The sequence below is a fragment of the Streptomyces sp. TAA040 genome, assembly GCF_000424845.1.
Genome location: NZ_AUKR01000005.1, coordinates 247,782 through 264,897 on the forward strand (window position 1 = coordinate 247,782; position 17,116 = coordinate 264,897).

13 protein-coding genes and 1 tRNA gene are annotated in these 17,116 nt (G+C 72.4%); 4 read left to right on the forward strand and 10 right to left on the reverse strand.

The genetic code is table 11. The features are described 5' to 3' along the window. Positions 1 to 144 precede the first annotated feature (144 nt). Together H300_RS0105030 and H300_RS0105035 are read right to left on the reverse strand one after the other, a co-directional pair. Positions 145 to 3,957 carry an ABC transporter ATP-binding protein gene (locus H300_RS0105030; protein ID WP_028426569.1) on the reverse strand — a complete coding sequence of 1,271 codons (3,813 nt, stop codon included), beginning with the start codon at positions 3,955 to 3,957 and terminating at the stop codon, positions 145 to 147. A gap of 177 nt (positions 3,958 to 4,134) precedes the next feature. Then, positions 4,135 to 4,740, reverse strand: a complete 606-nt coding sequence (locus H300_RS0105035; protein ID WP_486583569.1) for an ATP-binding protein — start codon at positions 4,738 to 4,740, stop codon at positions 4,135 to 4,137. A 271-nt stretch (positions 4,741 to 5,011) separates the two neighbouring features. Here H300_RS0105035 and H300_RS0105040 point away from each other — a divergent pair, with 271 nt between their 5' ends. Next, positions 5,012 to 5,254 carry a DUF397 domain-containing protein gene (locus tag H300_RS0105040; protein ID WP_028426571.1) on the forward strand — a complete coding sequence of 81 codons (243 nt, stop codon included), beginning with the start codon at positions 5,012 to 5,014 and terminating at the stop codon, positions 5,252 to 5,254. 196 nt (positions 5,255 to 5,450) lie between these two features. Continuing rightward, positions 5,451 to 6,353 (forward strand): Scr1 family TA system antitoxin-like transcriptional regulator, encoded by a 903-nt coding sequence (locus H300_RS0105045; protein WP_037979116.1) that lies wholly within the window; start codon positions 5,451 to 5,453, stop codon positions 6,351 to 6,353. A gap of 85 nt (positions 6,354 to 6,438) precedes the next feature. On the opposite strand, the gene gdhA is transcribed toward H300_RS0105045, so the two are convergent. Together gdhA and speB are read right to left on the reverse strand one after the other, a co-directional pair. Next, the gene (gene gdhA, locus H300_RS0105050; protein WP_028426573.1) at positions 6,439 to 7,779 is read right to left on the reverse strand and encodes an NADP-specific glutamate dehydrogenase; all 1,341 of its coding nucleotides are present in this window, start codon (positions 7,777 to 7,779) and stop codon (positions 6,439 to 6,441) included. A 725-nt stretch (positions 7,780 to 8,504) separates the two neighbouring features. Continuing rightward, positions 8,505 to 9,476 carry an agmatinase gene (speB, locus tag H300_RS0105055; protein WP_028426574.1) on the reverse strand — a complete coding sequence of 324 codons (972 nt, stop codon included), beginning with the start codon at positions 9,474 to 9,476 and terminating at the stop codon, positions 8,505 to 8,507. A 114-nt stretch (positions 9,477 to 9,590) separates the two neighbouring features. Here speB and H300_RS0105060 point away from each other — a divergent pair, with 114 nt between their 5' ends. After that, a complete protein-coding gene (locus H300_RS0105060) occupies positions 9,591 to 10,388 on the forward strand; it encodes a phosphatase (protein ID WP_028426575.1) in 798 nt (265 codons plus the stop codon). An 89-nt stretch (positions 10,389 to 10,477) separates the two neighbouring features. Here H300_RS0105060 and H300_RS25020 read toward each other — a convergent pair whose 3' ends face one another. From H300_RS25020 to H300_RS0105090, 6 genes are all read right to left on the reverse strand, one after another. Continuing rightward, positions 10,478 to 11,395: an acyl-CoA thioesterase gene (locus H300_RS25020; RefSeq protein ID WP_051269479.1), complete on the reverse strand. Its 918-nt coding sequence runs from the start codon at positions 11,393 to 11,395 to the stop codon at positions 10,478 to 10,480. Between the two features lie 47 nt (positions 11,396 to 11,442). Further along, positions 11,443 to 12,600: an acyl-CoA dehydrogenase family protein gene (locus H300_RS0105070; protein ID WP_028426576.1), complete on the reverse strand. Its 1,158-nt coding sequence runs from the start codon at positions 12,598 to 12,600 to the stop codon at positions 11,443 to 11,445. A gap of 300 nt (positions 12,601 to 12,900) precedes the next feature. Then, a complete protein-coding gene (locus H300_RS32155; protein WP_051269481.1) occupies positions 12,901 to 13,365 on the reverse strand; it encodes a VapC50 family PIN domain-containing toxin in 465 nt (154 codons plus the stop codon). Between the two features lie 142 nt (positions 13,366 to 13,507). Further along, positions 13,508 to 13,580 (reverse strand) — tRNA-His (locus H300_RS0105080). Positions 13,581 to 13,854: 274 nt separating this feature from the next. After that, complete coding sequence (gene orn, locus H300_RS0105085) at positions 13,855 to 14,487, reverse strand: oligoribonuclease (protein WP_028426577.1); 633 nt, start codon at positions 14,485 to 14,487, stop codon at positions 13,855 to 13,857. 80 nt (positions 14,488 to 14,567) lie between these two features. Beyond that, positions 14,568 to 15,842: a helix-turn-helix domain-containing protein gene (locus tag H300_RS0105090; protein WP_028426578.1), complete on the reverse strand. Its 1,275-nt coding sequence runs from the start codon at positions 15,840 to 15,842 to the stop codon at positions 14,568 to 14,570. A gap of 723 nt (positions 15,843 to 16,565) precedes the next feature. On the opposite strand from H300_RS0105090, the gene H300_RS0105095 reads away from it, so the two are divergent. Next, positions 16,566 to 17,087 carry a universal stress protein gene (locus H300_RS0105095; RefSeq protein WP_028426579.1) on the forward strand — a complete coding sequence of 174 codons (522 nt, stop codon included), beginning with the start codon at positions 16,566 to 16,568 and terminating at the stop codon, positions 17,085 to 17,087. The last annotated feature ends 29 nt before the right edge of the window (positions 17,088 to 17,116 follow it).

Consider the following 17,116-nt stretch of genomic DNA (forward strand, 5'->3'; position numbering starts at 1 on the left):
CGGATGCGAGCAGCTCCCCGGGCTCCAGACGGTGGACACCTGCCTGGCCACGCTGACCCGGGCCTGACCCGCGGGCCCTGAACCGGCCCCGGTCCTCGCGCGGAGACGGGACGCTCCCGCGCGAGGACCCGGGGCACCGGTGTGTCAGCCGCCGGCCGGGACACCGGCGGCCAGCGCTGGCTCACCGCTGAAGGTACGCCAGAGCGCGGCGTACCGGCCGCCGAGTGCCAGCAGTTCGGCGTGGGTACCGTCCTCGACGACCCGGCCGCCGTCCAGGACCACCACCCGGTCGGCGCGGGCCGCCGTGGTCAGCCGGTGGGCGACGACCAGGGTGGTGCGGCGACCCGCCAGGCGCTCGGTGGCCTGGTTGACCAGCGACTCCGTCGCCAGGTCCAGGGCCGCGGTGGCCTCGTCCAGGAGCAGGATGTCGGGCGCGACGATTTCCGCCCGGGCCAGGGCGAGCAACTGGCGCTGCCCGGCCGACAGGTTGCGGCCCCGCTCGGCGATCGGGTGCAGGTAGCCGCGGGGCAGCGAGGCGATCATGTCGTGCGCCCCCACCGCGCGGGCGGCGGACTCCACCTCCGCGTCGGTCGCCGCCGGCCGGCCGTAGGCGATGGCGTCCCGCACCGACCCGGGGAAGAGGTACGGCTCCTGCGGGACGACGCCGAGGCGCTGCCGGTAGCCGGTCAGGTCCAGGCCGCGCAGGTCGGTGCCGTCGGCCAGCACCGTGCCCTCGGTGGGGTCGTAGTAGCGGGCGACCAGCTTGACCAGGGTGGACTTGCCCGCGCCCGTCTCGCCCACGAAGGCGACCGTCTGGCCCGCCGGGACGGTGAGGTCGACGCCTTCGAGCGCCGGCTCCTCCGCGAGCCGCCCGTCGGCGGTCCGGTAGCGGAACCCGGCACCGCGCAGCTCGATCCGCCCCGTGAGCGACGGCACCGGCCGCGGGTCGGCGACGGCGGGGGTGGACGTCTCCTGCCGCAGCAGTTGCTGGATGCGGCCCAGCGAGACGGTGGCCTGCTGGTAGCCGTCGAAGACCTGGGAGAGCTGTTGCACCGGGGCGAAGAACAGCTCGATGTACAGCAGGTAGGCGACGAGCGCGCCTGCGGTCAGGGTGCCGTCGGAGACCCGTCCCGAGCCGACGATCAGCACCGCGGCGGTGGCGACCGCGGCCAGCAACTGGACGAACGGGAAGTAGACGGAGATCAGCCACTGACCGCGCACCCGGGCGCGGCGGTAGCCGTCGCTGCGCTCGGCGAACCGGTCGGCGCCGGTGTCCTCGCGGCGGAACGCCTGCAGCATCCGCAGCCCGGCCACCGACTCCTGGAGGTCGGCGTTGACCCCGCTGACCCGCTCCCGGGCGAGTTCGTAGGCCTTGACGCTCTGCCGGCGGAAGAAGACCGTGCCGAGCACCAGCGGCGGCAGGGTGGCGAAGACGACGAGGGCGAGCTGGAGATCGATCGCCACCAGTGCGACCAGAATGCCGAAGAAGGTCAGCAGCGAGACCAGCGCGGTGACGAGACCGGTCTGGAGGAAGGTGGACAGCGCGTCCACGTCGGTGGTCATCCGGGTCATGACCGCGCCGCCCAGGGTGCGCTCGTAGTAGTCCAGACCGAGCCGCTGGAGCTGGGCGAAGATCTTCACCCGCAGCGCGTACAGCACCCGTTCACCGGTGCGGCCGGTCAGCCGCATCGAGGCGTACTGGGCAGCCCACTGCACGACCACGACGAGCAGCGCCAGAGCGGCGGCCGTCCACACCGCTCCGATGGCGGTGCGCTGCACGCCCTCGTCGATGCCGTGCCGGATGAGCACCGGCAGCAGCAGCATGGCGATCGCGTCCACGGCCACGAAGGCGAGCGCGACGCTCAGCGGCCGGCCGAAGCCGCGCAGCAGGCGCCGCAGCCCGTAGGACGGCTCCGGGCGCTCGGCCCGGTTCTCGTCGACGTCCGGCAGGTCGGTGGCCGGCGGCAGGGCCGCCACCCTGGCAAGCAGCTCCGGACTGCCCGGCATCGCCCCCAGCTCCGCACCGAAGCTGCCGGGCGCGCCGCTCTGTGCGGCGGCGGTCGCCGAGGCAGCTCCGGCGCCGTCCACCGGAGTGTCCCGCTCCTCCTCGGTGCGGACCCAGAGTGAGGGAGTGACGCCGTCGACCGTGCCGTGCTCGTCGTGCCCGGCCATGCCGGCCGGGTCGCGCTCGACGTTGCCCAGCTCGTCGGGGTCGGTGAGCAGCCGCCGGTAGAGGGAGCAGCGGCCGGTCAGTTCCCGGTGGGTGCCGAGGTCGACGAGCCGGCCGCCGTCGAGGACGGCGACCCGGTCGGCGAGGGCCAGCGTGGACTGCCGGTGCGCGATGAGCAGCGTGGTGCGGCCGGCCATCACCGAGCGCAGGGCCTCGTGGATCTCGTGCTCGACCCGGGCGTCCACGGCGGAAGTGGCGTCGTCGAGCAGCAGCAGCCGGGGGTCGGTCAGGATGGCGCGGGCCAGCGCGAGGCGCTGGCGCTGGCCGCCGGAGAGGGTGAGCCCCTGCTCGCCCACCGGGGTGTCGTAGCCCTGCGGCAGATCCTCGACGAAACCGTCCGCCTGGGCGGCGCGGGCGGCGGCGCGCACGTCCTCGTCGGTGGCGTCCGGGGCGCCGAAGGCGATGTTCTCGCGCACGGACGCGGAGAACAGGAAGCTGTTCTCCGGCACCAGACCGATGGCCGAGCGCAGCGAACCGAGGGTCAGGGCGCGCACGTCGTGGCCGCCGACCCGGACGGCCCCGGCGGTCGCATCGTAGTAGCGCGGGAGCAGCATGGAGACGGTGGACTTGCCGCTTCCGCTCGCCCCGACCACGGCGACGGTCTCGCCCGGCTCGATGCGGAGGCTGAAGCCGTCGAGCACCGGGTGGTCGGGGTCGTAGCCGAAGGTGACGGAGTCGAACTCGACGGAGGCGTCGGCGTCCCCGGGCAGGGCGTGCGCGTCGGGTCGCTCGGACATCCGCGGTTCGGTGTCGATCAGGTCGAAGACCCTCTCGACACCTGCCCTGGCCTGCTGCCCGATGGTGAGCATCGCAGCCAGCATCCGGACCGGTCCGACGAGCTGGGCCAGGTAGGTGGAGAAGGCCACGAAGGTGCCGAGGGTGATGTCGCCCTGGACGGCCATCCAGCCGCCGAGCGCCAGCATCGCGACCTGGCCGAAGGAGGGCACCGCCTGGAGCGCCGGGGTGTACCGGGCGTTCAGCCGCACGGTGCGCAGCCGGGCGGCGTAGAGGACGCGTCCGATGCGGCGCAGCTTGCCGGTCTCCTGCCGCTCCTGGCCGAAGCCCTTGACCACACGCACCCCGGTGACCGCTCCGTCGACCACCGAGGCCACGGCGCCGGCCTGCTGCTGCGCGTACCAGGTGGCCGGAAAGAGGCGCTTGCGGCTGAGGTCGGCGATCCAGCCCAGCAGGGGGAAGACGGCCAGGGAGACGAGCGTGAGCAACGGGGAGAGGACCACCATCACGACGAGCGCGATGGCGAAGAGCAGGACGTTGCCGATCATCATCGGCAGCATGAACAGGAGGCTCTGCACCAGCTGGAGGTCGCTGGTTCCGCGTCCCACCACCTGGCCGGTGGAGAGTTCGTCCTGGCGCCGGCCGTCCAGCCGGACGACGGCGCGGTACATCGCGGTGCGCAGGTCGTGCTGGACGTCGAGGGCGAGGCGGCCGCCGTAGTAGCGGCGCACGTAGGTGAAACCGTAGACGGCGACGGCGGCGGCCAGCAGCAGACCGATCCACAGGGCAAGCGAGCTCTCTCCGCCCACCACGACCTCGTCGATGATGACCTTGGTGAGCAGCGGGACCAGGGCCATCACCGCCATCCCGCCGAGCGAGGCGCCCAGCGAGAGCAGGACGTTGCGCCGGTAGTGCCAGCAGTGGGCCGCGAGTCTCCTCGCCCAGCCCGTGCGCCGTTCGCCGGTGGTCTCCCCCGATTCGGTCCCCGCCACGCCGTATTCCCTCCGGTGGTTCGATCACTGCCGGAGGAGACAACGTCGTCCGGTGCTGTTTTCATCCCGGCACGACCGGCCGGACGAGGCGTGGGGGGGGGACGGAGGCGCCGGAGCGTGCGGCCGGCCAGTGGGGGGCGCGGGCGCCGGGTCGCGCTTCCACGGGCGCCCGGCGGGTCAGTCGGCGGAGCGGCCCTCGCTGGGCTGCATCGCGACGGCGTCCAGCCAGCTCGGTCCGCTGCCGCCGAGTATCTCGGTGAGCAGCAGGAGCCTGGTCAGCGGATCCCACTCGGCGTCGGCCGCGTCGCGCAGGTCGCGGGGGGAGGGTTCCTCGTGTCCGGCGGAGAACCGGGCCCAGACCGCCTTGCCGTGCGGACCGGGGGCGGTCCAGCCCCAGTCGTCGCTGAGACAGTCGACGATGTGCAGGCCGCGGCCGGACTCGGCCAGTTCGGAGGGCTTGCGTACCGAGGGGACGCCCGCTCCGGGGTCGATGACGGCGCAGAGCACCGTTCCGCCCTGGCGCAGCAGGCTCAGGAGCATCGGCTGGGCTCCCGAGGCGTCCCAGGGGTCCGCACTGTGGTTGAGGGCGTTGGTGACCATCTCCGACACCGCGATCGCGATGCCGTCCACCATGTCCTCCAGATCGGCCATCCCCCAGCTGCAGAGCGCTTCGCGGGTGAAGGACCGCGCCGTGCCGGGGGAACGCGGGCCGCAGCCGAGGGTACGGGCCGCGAAGCCCGAGGAGGCGGCGGGTCCCAGTCCCGACGCCGCGGCCGGGACCAGCGAAAGCGGTGGTGAGGCGGTTCCGGAGCGGTGGGCAGGGCGGCGGGTGACAGGAGCCACCCACCTGTCCGGTTGTGCCGTCATCACGAACCCCGCAGCCGTCTCTCTGGGTGCTGGTGGAACACACTTGCGGGTCCATACTCATCCACATGTACTTACTGCTGCAAGTGCGGATGCAAGTACATGTGCAAGAACGGGGGCCCGTGAGGCAGTATTCGGCCAGAGATCGGGGCGGGGCGCAAGCGGCGGAAAGCCAGACGAGAGGCAGACAATGCAACAGTTTGACAACGGTGCGCCGGCCACCGGGCTCCAGGGCGCCGTTTGGCGGAAGAGCCACCGCAGCAACCCGAGCGGAAACTGCGTCGAGCTGGCCGAGCTCTCCGGCGGCCACGTGGCCCTGCGCAACTCCCGGCACCCGTCCGGTCCCGCACTGGTGTACACCGGCTCCGAGATGTCCGCCTTCATCCTCGGCGCCAAGGACGGCGACTTCGACGACCTGCTGGAACGGAGCTGACACCGGCACGCCGCGGACGTCCGACCCACCCGCGGCGCACCGCCGCGGCGCGGGCCCGCGCCGCGGCGGTGCGCCTTTGCCTCCCGGCCCGCGCCGGGCGAAAATGCCCGTGGCACCTGCAGGGCTGTACAGCTCTGCAACCGAATGGGACACTGAGCGGTCATTTCATCACTCAGAGCATGCGGGAGCAGGCGTGATGTCAGCCCAGCCGGAGCAGGACTCCTCAGTCCGCAGAGTGCTCGCCCAGCCCAGGGGCGGTCCCACTGTCCTGCGGATCGTGCTCGGTACCCACCTGCGGCGGCTGCGCGAGGCGTGCGGCATCACCCGGGAGGCGGCCGGTGACGCGATCCGCGGGTCCCACGCGAAGATCAGCAGGTTGGAACTGGGCCGGGTCGGCTACAAGGAGCGCGACGTGGCCGACCTGCTCACCCTCTACGGCGTCCACGACGAGGAGCGGCGCCAGGAGTTCCTCACCCTCGCACGGCACGCGAACAACCCCGGTTGGTGGCACAAGTACAGCGACGTGCTGCCGAACTGGTTCGAGACACTGCTCGGCATGGAGGAGGCCGCCTCGGTGATCCGCACCTACGAGGTGCAGTTCATCCCCGGCCTGCTGCAGACCGCCGACTACGCCCGCGCCGTCGCGCTGCTCGGCCACTCCGGCGCCCCGGAGGCCGAGATCGAGCGCCGGGTCGCCCTGCGGATGCAGCGCCAGGAACTGCTCACCCGCCCCCACGCGCCCAGACTCTGGGCCGTGATCGACGAGGCCGCGCTGCGCCGGCCGCTCGGCGGCACCGACGTGATGCGGGAGCAGATCGACCACCTGCTGAAGATGGCCGAGCAGCCGAACGTCACGCTCCAGGTCGCGCCGTTCAGCATCGGCGGCCTGGCTGCCGCCGGCGGGCCGGTGACCATCCTGCGGTTCCTGGAACCGGACCTCCCGGACATCGTCTACCTGGAGCAGCTCACCAGCGCCCTGTACCTCGACAAGCGCGCCGAGGTGGAGACGTACATGGTGGTCATGGACCGGCTGTGCGCCGCCGCCGACACCAACGACCGCACCGCCGAGTTCCTCCACCGGCTCCGCCGGGACCTCTGAGACGCGGCACGGCGGGGACCTCCGGGGCCGGGGCGCGGACCGCTCGTGGTCCCGCGCCCCGGCCCCGCGCCGTTCCGCGTCTCCGTCAGACGACCCCCTGGGCCAGCATCGCCTCCGCGACCCGCTCGAAGCCGGCCGCGTTCGCGCCGGTGACGTGGTCGCCGGGCCTTCCGTACCGCTCGGCCGCCTCCTCGCAGGTGCGGTGGATGTCGCTCATGATCGCGCCGAGCTGCTCCTCCACCCGGGAGAAGGACCACTGCTCCCGAGCGGCGTTCTGCCGCATCTCCAGCGCGCTCGTCGCCACACCGCCCGCGTTGGCCGCCTTGCCCGGCCCGAAGGCCACACCGGCCTCCTGGAACACGCGCACCGCCGCCGGGGTGCTCGGCATGTTGGCACCCTCGGCGACAGCCCGCACGCCGTTGCGGACCAGGCTCAGCGCGGCATCCTTGTCCAGTTCGTTCTGCGTCGCGGACGGCAGCGCGACGTCGGCGGGCACGTCCCAGACGCTGCCGCCGTCCACGTACCGGGCAGACGAGCCGCGGCGCTCGGCGTAGTCCGCCACCCGGCCGCGCTCGGCTTCCTTGATCTGCCGGAGCAGTTCCAGGTCCAGGCCCTTCTCGTCGACCACGTAACCGGCGGAGTCCGAGCAGGTCACCACGTGCGCGCCCAGTTGCTGGGCCTTCTGCACGGAGTACAGCGCCACGTTGCCGGACCCGGACACCACCACCTGCCGGCCGTGCAGGTCCTCCCCGCGGGTCGCCAGCATCTCGGCGGCGTACAGGACACTGCCGTAGCCGGTGGCCTCCGTACGGACGGCGGAGCCGCCCCACAGCGCCCCCTTGCCGGTGAGCACGCCGCCCTCCCAGCGGTTGGTGATCCGCCGGTACTGGCCGAACAGGTAGCCGATCTCGCGGCTGCCGACGCCGACGTCCCCCGCCGGGACGTCGGTGTGCTCGCCCAGGTGCCGGTGCAGTTCGGTCATGAACGACTGGCAGAACCGCATCACCTCCAGGTCGGAGCGGCCGCGCGGGTCGAAGTCGCTGCCTCCCTTGCCGCCTCCGATCCCCTGGCCGGTGAGCGCGTTCTTGAAGACCTGCTCGAAGCCGAGGAACTTCACGATCCCCAGGTCGACGGAGGGGTGGAACCGCAGCCCTCCCTTGTACGGGCCCAGGGCGCTGTTGAACTCGACCCGGAAGCCGCGGTTGACCTGCACCTCCCCCGCGGCGTCCACCCAGGGCACCCGGAACATGAGCTGCCGCTCCGGCTCGCACATCCGCTCCACGAGCCTGGACTCCGCCAACTCGGGACGCGCGGCGAGGACGGGAGCAAGCGTCTCCAGCACCTCCCGCACTGCTTGGTGGAATTCCGGCTCCCCCGGGTTGCGGCGCTCGATGTCCGCGTACAGCTCCTCGACACGTGGTGTCACTGCGGCTCCTCCCCCGGCCGACGGGCGGCCGGCTCTGCCCGTCCGGTCGCCAGGCGACCGCACACGATCCGGCCCAGCCTGACGCACCGGAAGCTCCGACCGGTAGTCGTGTGACCGAGCTGACAGCGCGGGCGCCCCGGGGGCGGGCCGCTCGGCGACACGCGGGAGTCGGGGGTGGCAGGGGCGCGAGGGGCCTGAGAGGGCCGGGAACAGCCCCGGAGAGTCAGGCAGCTCTCCAGGGGCCGCTCCGGGCAATGGGGCGTCGTGCCGGTGGCACAGGCGAGCCAGCACCCCCACAGGGCCGGCGCCGCCGCCTAGCTCGCGACACCCCGCTTCCCGCGGGATTGCGGAATTGAGTCTGCCGACAACCCGGGTGCTTTGCACATCGACCGAACAGAATCAGTAACGTTGGGTGTGAGAACAGTGGCAGCATGTGATGTCGCGAGGAGCAGTGACACTGCACTGAAAACCCGCTCACCTGGAACGATGTTCAGACTCGCCCCTTCCGCTTCAATCGACCGGGGTCGGAGGCGCTGAACGGGCCGCTTCGAACACGGCTGAAAGCAATCGGCAACGGCGACGAAACCACTCACCCGGCAGCACTATCCGAGCTGACAGGAGCACATCTGCGCAGCCGGAACACCCGCCCCGCCTGAGCCGAGCGGGCGTCCGAAACACTGCGCCGCGCCGGGCCCCGGACCCCGCGGAGCCGGCGCACACGGGGATCAGCGGTCGGCGGCGATCTGCCGGGCCATCAGCGTGGTCAGCTCGTACGCGGTGTGCGAGGCGGCCACCGCGGTGATCTCCGCGTGATCGTAGGCCGGCGCGACCTCCACCAGATCGGCCGACACCAGGCGGCAGCCCGCCAGCCCGCGCAGGATCTCCAGCAGCTCGCGCGAGGTCAGCCCGCCGGCCTCCGGCGTGCCGGTCCCGGGCGCGTGCGCCGGGTCGAGCACGTCGATGTCGATCGAGACGTAGAGCGGCCGGTCGCCGATCCGCTCCCGCAACTGCTGGGCGACCTCGTCCACCCCCCGGCGCAGCACGTCGGCGGCCGTCACGATGCCGAAACCCATCCGCTCGTCCTCGTCGAGGTCCCGGCGGCCGTAGAGCGGGCCGCGGATGCCGACGTGCGACAGGGCCGAGGTGTCCAGGAGCCCCTCCTCCACCGCGCGCCGGAAGGGGGTGCCGTGGGTGTACTCGGCTCCGAAGTAGGTGTCCCAGGTGTCCAGGTGGGCGTCGAAGTGCAGCAGGGCGACGGGGCCGTGTCTGCGGGCGACGGAGCGCAGCAGCGGAAGGGCGATCGTGTGGTCGCCGCCCAGTGTCATCAGCCGGGCGCCGGTGTCGAGCAGCTCGTCGGCGGCGGCCTGCACTGTCTCCACCGCCTCGTCGATGGCGAACGGGTTGGCGGCGATGTCCCCCGCGTCGGCCACCTGCGCCAGGGCGAACGGCGACGCGTCCTGCGCGGGGTTGTACGGGCGCAGCAGCCGGGACGCCTCCCGGATCGCGTTCCCGCCGAACCGCGCCCCGGGACGGTAGGAGACCCCGGAGTCGAAGGGGACACCGACCACCGCGACATCCGCGTCGCCCACCTCGTCGAGCCGCGGAAGCCGGGCGAAGGTGGCGGGTCCCGCGTAGCGGGGGACCCGGGAGGAGTCGACGGGACCGCGGGGCTGCTGGGGGGTGCTCTCACTGCTCATGGCGTCGAGCCTAGGCAGCCGGGCGGTGGCCGCCACATGGACGTTCCGAAGCGGGCGGACGCCGGCTTTTGGACACCTCGTCCAGCAGTCCGGCGGACCGGCACAATGGTCGGCATGCCTGTGCCCTCCGCGAACACCGCGCCGACCCGTCCCGAGCTCGTCGACCACCTCATACGCACCCGGATCGCCGGGGATGTCGCGACCCCGCGGGAGAACAACCTCGACCACTACCGCAAGCTCTCCAACGGCGACCGCCACTACTGGCTGGGCCTGGAACTCGGTGACCGCTGGACCGACGAGCGGGACGTCCTGACCGTGATGGCGGAACGAGTCGGGGTCGTCGACGACCCGCGGCACCGCAGCGGCCAGGACACGATCGACCCGGACCTGACCGTGGACGCCCTGGACCGGGCCGCCGCACGGCTGCGCAAGGCCGTGGACGGCGCCGAGCGGGTGCTCTTCGCCACCGGCCACCCCGGTGGCCTGCTCGACGTGCACCGCGCCGTCGCCGCCGGGCTGCGAACCGCGGGCTGCGAGGTGCTCCGCGTGCCGCTGGAGGTCTACGCGGACGAGGGCGTGATCGTGCAGCTCGCCGACGTGGCGATGTACGAGCGCGGCGCCTCGTTGTGGCACACCCACTCCCCCGAACCGATGCGGGAGATACTGCGGGTCCTGGAACGCGCCGGGGAGGCGGCCCCCGACCTGGTCTTCGCCGACCACGGCTGGGCCGGCTGCGCGGCCCAGCACGGCATCGACACCGTCGGCTTCGCCGACTGCAACGACCCCGCGCTCTTCCTCGGCGAGGCGGAGGACCGGCTGACCGTCGCCGTCCCGCTGGACGACCACGTCGTGAACCCGCGCTCCTACGAGCCGATGACCGCGTACCTGCTGGCCGCCGCGGGGCTGGACTGAGCCAGGAGCCGTCCGGGGTCGGGACACGGGCGCCGGGGCGCTCGGCAGCCGGGCCCGGGACGGGACGGGACGCTCCGGGGCGGGGTTCCTCAGCGGTCGGCGGGGTGGGGTTCCCCACCGGTCGGCGGGGCGGGCAATCGGACGACGCCCTCCTGGATGACGGTGACCGCCAGCCGTCCGTCGGCGGTGAAGATCCGGCCCCTGCCCAGGCCGCGCCCGCCCTGGGCGGTGGGCGACTCCTGGTCGTAGAGCAGCCAGCCGTCCGCCCGGAAGGGCCGGTGGAACCACATGGCGTGGTCCAGGCTCGCTCCGACCACGTCGCCGACCGCCCAGCCGCCGCGGCCGTGCGCGAGCAGCACGGAGTCCAGCAGCGTCATGTCGGAGAAGTAGGTGGCCAGGCAGGTGTGCACCAGCGGCTGGTCGGCGTCCCCCTGGAGCTTGCCGTCGGTCCGGAACCACACCTGGGAGCGGGGCTCGCGGGGTCGGCCGCCGCCCGCGTACGGCGGTTCGTTGACGTACCGGAGGTCTACGGCCGCCCGCGCCCGGATCAGCCGGTCCGCCACGTCGGGGTCGCTGAACAGGTGGGCGTAGCCGGGGAGCATCTCGGCGGACGTCGGCAGCGACTCCGGGCCGGGTGCCTCGGGCATCGGCTCCTGGTGCTCCAGGCCCTCCTCGTGGACCTGGAAGGACGCCGACAGGTGGAAGATCGGCCGGCCGTGCTGCACCGCGACGACCCGGCGGGTGGTGAAGGAGCGGCCGTCCCGGATGCGGTCCACCGTGTAGACGATGGGCGCCCCGGGGTCGCCAGGCCGCAGGAAGTAGGCGTGCAGCGAGTGCGCCGGACGGTCACCGGGTACCGTCCGGCCCGCCGCGACCAGCGCCTGGGCGGCCACCTGGCCGCCGAACACCCGCGGTACCACGGCCGGTTGGCTGGCGCCGCGGAAGATGTCCTGCTCGATCCGCTCCAGGTCGAGCAGACCGAGCAGCGACTGAAGTGCCTCTGACATCGACGTGCGATCCGAACTCTCTCAGCGTCCCCCCGCGACCGGCCCGTTCACAGGCCCATGGACTTGGCGACGATGGACCGCATCACCTCGCTGGTGCCGCCGTAGATGCGGGTGACACGGGTGTCGGCGTACAGCCGCGCGATCGGGTACTCCCGCATGTAGCCGTAGCCGCCGTGGAGCTGGAGGCACCTGTCGATCACCTTGGCCGCGGCCTCGGTGATGAACAGCTTCGCCGACGCCGCGTCCGCCGCGGTCAGTTCGCCGTGCTCGTGCGCCTCCAGCGCCCGGTCGGCGAAGGACTGCATCGCGTCCACCTCGGCCTTGCAGTCGGCCAGCACGAACTTGGTGTTCTGGAAGGACGCCACCGACTTGCCGAAGACGGTCCGGTCCCGCACGTACTCCTGGGCGAACCGGACGGCTGCGGCCGCCTGCGCGTAGGCGCCGAAGGCGATGCCCAGCCGCTCCTGCGGGAGGTTCTGGCCGAGGTAGCCGAACCCGGCGCCCTCCTCGCCGAGCAGGTCCTCCACCGGCACCCGGACGTCGTTGAAGGAGAGCTCGGCGGTGTCGGAGGCCTTGAGCCCCAGCTTGTCCAGCGTGCGGCCCACGGTGTAGCCCTCGCTCCGGGTGTCGACCACCAGGAGGGAGATGCCGCCTCTGCGGTCCTCCTCGGTGGCCGGGGCGGTGCGGGCGCACACCAGCACCCGGTCCGCCTGGACCCCGCCGGTGATGAAGGTCTTCGCGCCGTTGAGCACGTAGTGGGTGCCGTCCGAGGACAGCTTGGCGGTGGTATTCATCCCGGCCAGGTCCGAACCGGTCCCCGGTTCCGTCATGGCGATGGCCGTCATCAGGTCGCCGGAGACGAAGGGGGGCAGCCAGCGCTGCTTCTGCTCCTCGTTCGCGTACTTCAGGAGGTAGGGAAGGCAGAGCGCGGTGTGCACGCTGGAACCGCCGAAGCTCACCCCGGCCCGGGCGCACTCCTCACTGATCACGGCGCTGAACTTGAAGCTCATCTCGCCCGCACCGCCGTAGCTCTCGGGCACCTCGATCCCGAAGACGCCCAGCTCTCCGAGCTTCTTGTACAGCTCGCGGGGCACGTACCCCTGCTGCTCCCACTCGTGGTAGTACGGCGCCACCTCGGAGGCGATGAACTCGCGGATGGTCTGACGGAACGCTTCGTGGTCCTCGTTGAACACCGTGCGCCGCATGGCACGCCTCCCTGATGGCCCGATGGTCTAAGCGCTTGCTCAGTCGAAAGCTACCCACCCGTCACTTCCCCTGTCCAGGGTCGCCACCACCGGAGCACCGGGCCGGGACGGCCCGGACGCCTTCGTGCCCTGTCGCCTGGCGGTCGGGCGGTGCTCCCGGCGTCCGGCCGCCCTGCCGGTACCGGTACCGGCAGGGACGGGACGAGCACCGCGGCACCTGCTCCCGGCTCCGGGGCGGCGCGAGCCGGACGTCGACGCGAGCCGCCCGAGGGCCCCTACGCCCCCGGAGGGGCCGCACCTTCAGCCACGCCGAACGTCCGCAAGGGTGGCTGCGCCCCGTCTTCCGAGGTTGCGCGGCTTCCGATCGCCGAGGCCGGCAGACCCGGGGGCTCTCGTCTCGGTGCTGAGGCGGCACACGCCGGTCGGCCAGCGGCCAGCGGCCGGAGTCGAGAGCGGGGACGGCCTGCAGGCCGCCTGCAGGCGGCCGAGCACATCTGCCGTGGTACGGGGTGGGTTGCGCCGGGAGTCGACGATCTGCTGCACTGCTACTGCGAAGACCCGTTGCCGGTCGAGATCGGTCCGGGCCAGGATGAAGTCGTCCGCGGAGACGGCTTCGACGTCGCACGGCACCAGTGCCGCCTTGGGAAGACCCACGAGGTAGTCGGTCACGACGAGCTGAGCCCGCGATTCGATCGCGGCGGTACGTACACGCTGGTCGTCCGCGTCGGGAAGCCGGAGTGCCGACCTTCCGGTAGTCGATCCCACCGGCCTCCGGCAGCCCGATCAGGAACGGCCGGGAGACGTTCAGCATGCCGACTGCCTGCTGCGTGGTCAGCTCCGCTGGCGGAACGACTCCTGGAATGTTCAAGGCCCGGCCTGCTCTGCAGGCCGGGCCTTGAACGACGAGGGTGAGTGACGGGACTTGAACCCGCGGCCACCTGGACCACAACCAGGTGCTCTACCAACTGAGCTACACCCACCATGACCGGCTCCGGAAGGCTCTTCCGCACCGGCCGGATACGAGTGTACAGGGTTTTCGGAGGTGCTCGCGCACACCTTTCCACCCTGCACACGAGCCCCGACGAGCCACTCCCGGCTGCGGGCGGGGCGCCCCCGTGGGCCCCCGGCGGGGGCACCCTCACGGCGCCTCGCGGGGCTTTTCCGCCCCCGGCCCACCCTCGCTGCGCCGTGCGCTGCCGCTGGGCGCGCGGGCGCCGTGCGCCCCCGCGTGCAGGGGTCGCTGCCGGAAAGCGGTCAGGCGGCCCCGGGCGCGGGGTCGGCGGGCTCGTGCGGGTTGAGTACGTACTTGGCGGCGACCGCCTTGGCGGTCTCGGAGTCCGGCCCGGGCCGGGGCACGAAGACCGCCTCCCGGTAGTAGCGCAACTCGGCGATGGACTCCTGGATGTCGGCGAGCGCCCGGTGGTTGCCGTTCTTCTCGGGGCTGTTGAAGTAGGCCTTGGGGTACCAGCGCCGGGCCAGCTCCTTGATCGAGGAGACGTCCACGATCCGGTAGTGCATGTGGCCCTCCAGCGAGGGCATGTCCCGCAGCAGGAAGCCGCGGTCGGTGGAGATCGAGTTGCCGCACAGCGGGGCCCGGCCCGCCTCGGGCACCTGGGACCGCACGTACTCCAGCACCCGGGCCTCGGCGTCGGCGAGAGTGGTGCCCGACTGCAGTTCGTCGAGCAGGCCGGACGCGGTGTGCATCTCGCGCACCACCTCGGGCATGCTCTCCAGCGCCTCGGCGGGCGGGCGGATCACGATGTCCACCCCCTCCCCGAGGACGTTCAGCTCAGAGTCCGTGACCAGGGCGGCCACCTCGATGAGCGCGTCGTCGGACAGCGAGAGACCGGTCATCTCGCAGTCGATCCACACCATGCGATCGTTCATGCGAGCACCCTACGTCGGCCATGGCCGGCAGGGCCCTGTCGGGGCGGTCTCCACTCGCGGCGGAGACCGCCCCGCGATCGTCAGGGCAGAGTGCGCCCCCGCTGGTGCGGCAGCCGCGGCGCGTAGAGGTCGGGGTCGGGGCTGCCGCCGGGCTCCGACGCCGGCGCGGTGACCAGGCTGCGGGCAAAGAAGTCCGCCGGCTCCACCTTGCCGTGCCTCCCGCCGCGCGGCGGGAGTTCCGTCCGGGCGTGCGCCCGGGAGCGGGGCACCCGCAGCTCTCCCGGTGTCGCGCCCTCCGCACCGTCCGCCGGGTCCCCGCCGGGCCCCATCGGGCGCCGGGCCCGGTACGCGGCCCGGTAGGCTGCCGGCGAGGCGCCGAGCTGGCGGCGGAAGTGCCCGCGCAGCGCGACCGGCGAGCGGAAGCCGCAGCGGGCCGCCACCTCGTCGACGGAGTAGTCGGTCGTCTCCAGCAACCGCTGGGCCTGGAGCACCCGCTGGGTGATCAGCCATTGCAACGGTGCGCTGCCAGTGAGCGACCGGAACCGGCGGTCGAAGGTGCGTCGGCTCATGTAGGCACGGGCGGCGAGCGTCTCCACGTCGAACTGCTCGTGCAGGTGCTCCAGCGCCCAGGCCACCACTTCGGCGAGCGGATCGGTGCCGATTTCCTCCGGTAAAGAGCGGTCGAGCCGGTGCAGCTGCCCCACCTCGTTGGTGTGGCCCCGGCGCGGGGGGACGACCAGACGCCGGGCGAGCGCCCCGGCGGCCTCGGCACCATGGTCGGCCCGTACCACGTGCAGGCACAGGTCGATGCCGGCGGCCGTCCCGGCCGAGGTCAGGATGTCCCCGTCGTCCACGAACAGTTCGCGCGGGTCGACGTGGACGGCCGGGTACCGCTTGGCGAGCGTCGGCGCGTACATCCAGTGCGTGGTGGCCGGGCGCCCGTCCAGCAGGCCGGCCGCCGCCAGGACGAACGCGCCGGTGCAGAGCCCCATGACGCGGGCCCCCTCGCTGTGCGCCCGGCGCAGTGCCTCCAGCGCCGCCGACGGCGGCGGCTGGGTGATCGAACGCCAGGCGGGCACGACGACCGTGCCCGCCCGGGAAATCGCGTCCAGCCCGTACGGTGCGGACAGCTCCAGTCCGCCCGTCGTGCGCAGCGGCCCGTCCTCGCCGGCGCACACGAGCAGCCGGTAGCGGGGCACGCCTGCGTCCTGCCGGTCGACGCCGAAGACCGAGAGCGGGATCGAGCTCTCGAATATCGGGCCTCCGCCGAACAGCAGCACCGCGACGATCTCGCGGCGGCGCCGGGCGGCCAGCTTCCGGATAGGCGCGGGGCCGTGCGGTGGGTCCTGGCTCATGTCTCTAAGCCCCCCTCAGTGGTCGCTTCCTCTCGGTCCTGCACGGTTTCCCCCGCCGTGTTTCACCAAGATCGAATCTACTGCGTCGGATGGTGCTGACGGGACAACTTCATCACCCAGCGCTATGTCGATAAGACAACTTGGCGTAAAGCATTCGATCACGAAGCGTTTCACTCGTCAGCGCCCCTGGGAAGTACGCCTGACCGAGTGAACCGCCGCCCATGGGATGCATACACCCGTGACGCTCCTTTCAACCCAGGTGAGAGGGGTGACTCGCCCTCGTTCGCCAAGGTGTGTACCACCGAAGCAAGTTGGCCGAAAAGAGCGTCGGTTCAGTGGTGCTCCTGGTCAGCCACGAGCGTACGCCCTGCGCACAGCCCCGGCAGGGGTCGCGTCGCAGCCCGCTCGTGCCCGATCACCGTACGACGGGCGCCCGTCGCGCGGGCGGGTCCGCCCGGGCGGACCGGACGGGACGTCCGACCTTCCGCCGTCGGCGCCCGTCCCGGGCGTCCCGCCTCCCCGCCCGCGGGATCCGGCCGGGCCGCGGCGCCGGTCGTTGCACGATGCGCCGGGCTCCGGCATGCTTCGCCCTCAGCCCCTGGGCACCGGGGGCGTGGCGCCGTACTCTTGGGGTAAGGCGTTGGAAAGATGTTTCCCGGACCTTTATTTAGCCCGCAACCAACCGCCGTCCCTCCGCACGAGGACCCTTTCGCCGAGACGCCAATGGCCGGACACGAGATCCCCGACCCCGCGGACCGCAAACCGGTCGCCGACCCCGCGGCGCGACCCGATGCGGCGGAAGAGCTGCGCCGGTCCAGCGATCCGGCGTTCCAGCACGGCGTGGTCGTGGGCTTCGACGGCTCCACCTCCAGCGAGCGCGCCCTCGCCTACGGCATCGGGATGGCCAGGCGATCCGGCTCCGGGCTCATCATCGTCCACGTCGCCAACCGCCTCCCCACGACCGTCTGGGCCGGCTGCGAGCCGCCGGTCTTCGTGGACGTCCCGGACCACCGCACCGAGGTCCTGGGGCTGGAACTCGCCTGCGCGGACTACCTCGCGGAGGTGCCGTGGATCCTGGTCGAGCGCGGCGGCGACATCTGTCACGAACTGGAGGAGGTCGGGCGGGAGTACGAGGCCGACGCGATCGTGGTCGGCTCCACCCACGGCCTGGCCGGACGGATCTTCGGCTCGGTGGCCGGTCGGCTGGCACGGCGCGCCCAGCGGCCGGTCGTCGTCATCCCCTGAGCCCTCTCTCGGCCGAGCCCCCTCGCGGC

Bases quoted from the DNA above. Each gene is read 5' to 3' on its own strand.
- H300_RS0105040 (WP_028426571.1), top strand. From the start codon at position 5,012: ATGCAACAGTTTGACAACGGTGCGCCGGCCACCGGGCTCCAGGGCGCC.
- H300_RS0105045 (WP_037979116.1), top strand. From the start codon at position 5,451: ATGTCAGCCCAGCCGGAGCAGGACTCCTCAGTCCGCAGAGTGCTCGCC.
- speB (WP_028426574.1), bottom strand. From the start codon at position 9,476: ATGAGCAGTGAGAGCACCCCCCAGCAGCCCCGCGGTCCCGTCGACTCC.
- H300_RS0105060 (WP_028426575.1), top strand. From the start codon at position 9,591: ATGCCTGTGCCCTCCGCGAACACCGCGCCGACCCGTCCCGAGCTCGTC.
- H300_RS25020 (WP_051269479.1), bottom strand. From the start codon at position 11,395: ATGTCAGAGGCACTTCAGTCGCTGCTCGGTCTGCTCGACCTGGAGCGG.
- H300_RS0105070 (WP_028426576.1), bottom strand. From the start codon at position 12,600: ATGCGGCGCACGGTGTTCAACGAGGACCACGAAGCGTTCCGTCAGACC.
- orn (WP_028426577.1), bottom strand. From the start codon at position 14,487: ATGAACGATCGCATGGTGTGGATCGACTGCGAGATGACCGGTCTCTCG.
- H300_RS0105090 (WP_028426578.1), bottom strand. From the start codon at position 15,842: ATGAGCCAGGACCCACCGCACGGCCCCGCGCCTATCCGGAAGCTGGCC.
- H300_RS0105095 (WP_028426579.1), top strand. From the start codon at position 16,566: ATGGCCGGACACGAGATCCCCGACCCCGCGGACCGCAAACCGGTCGCC.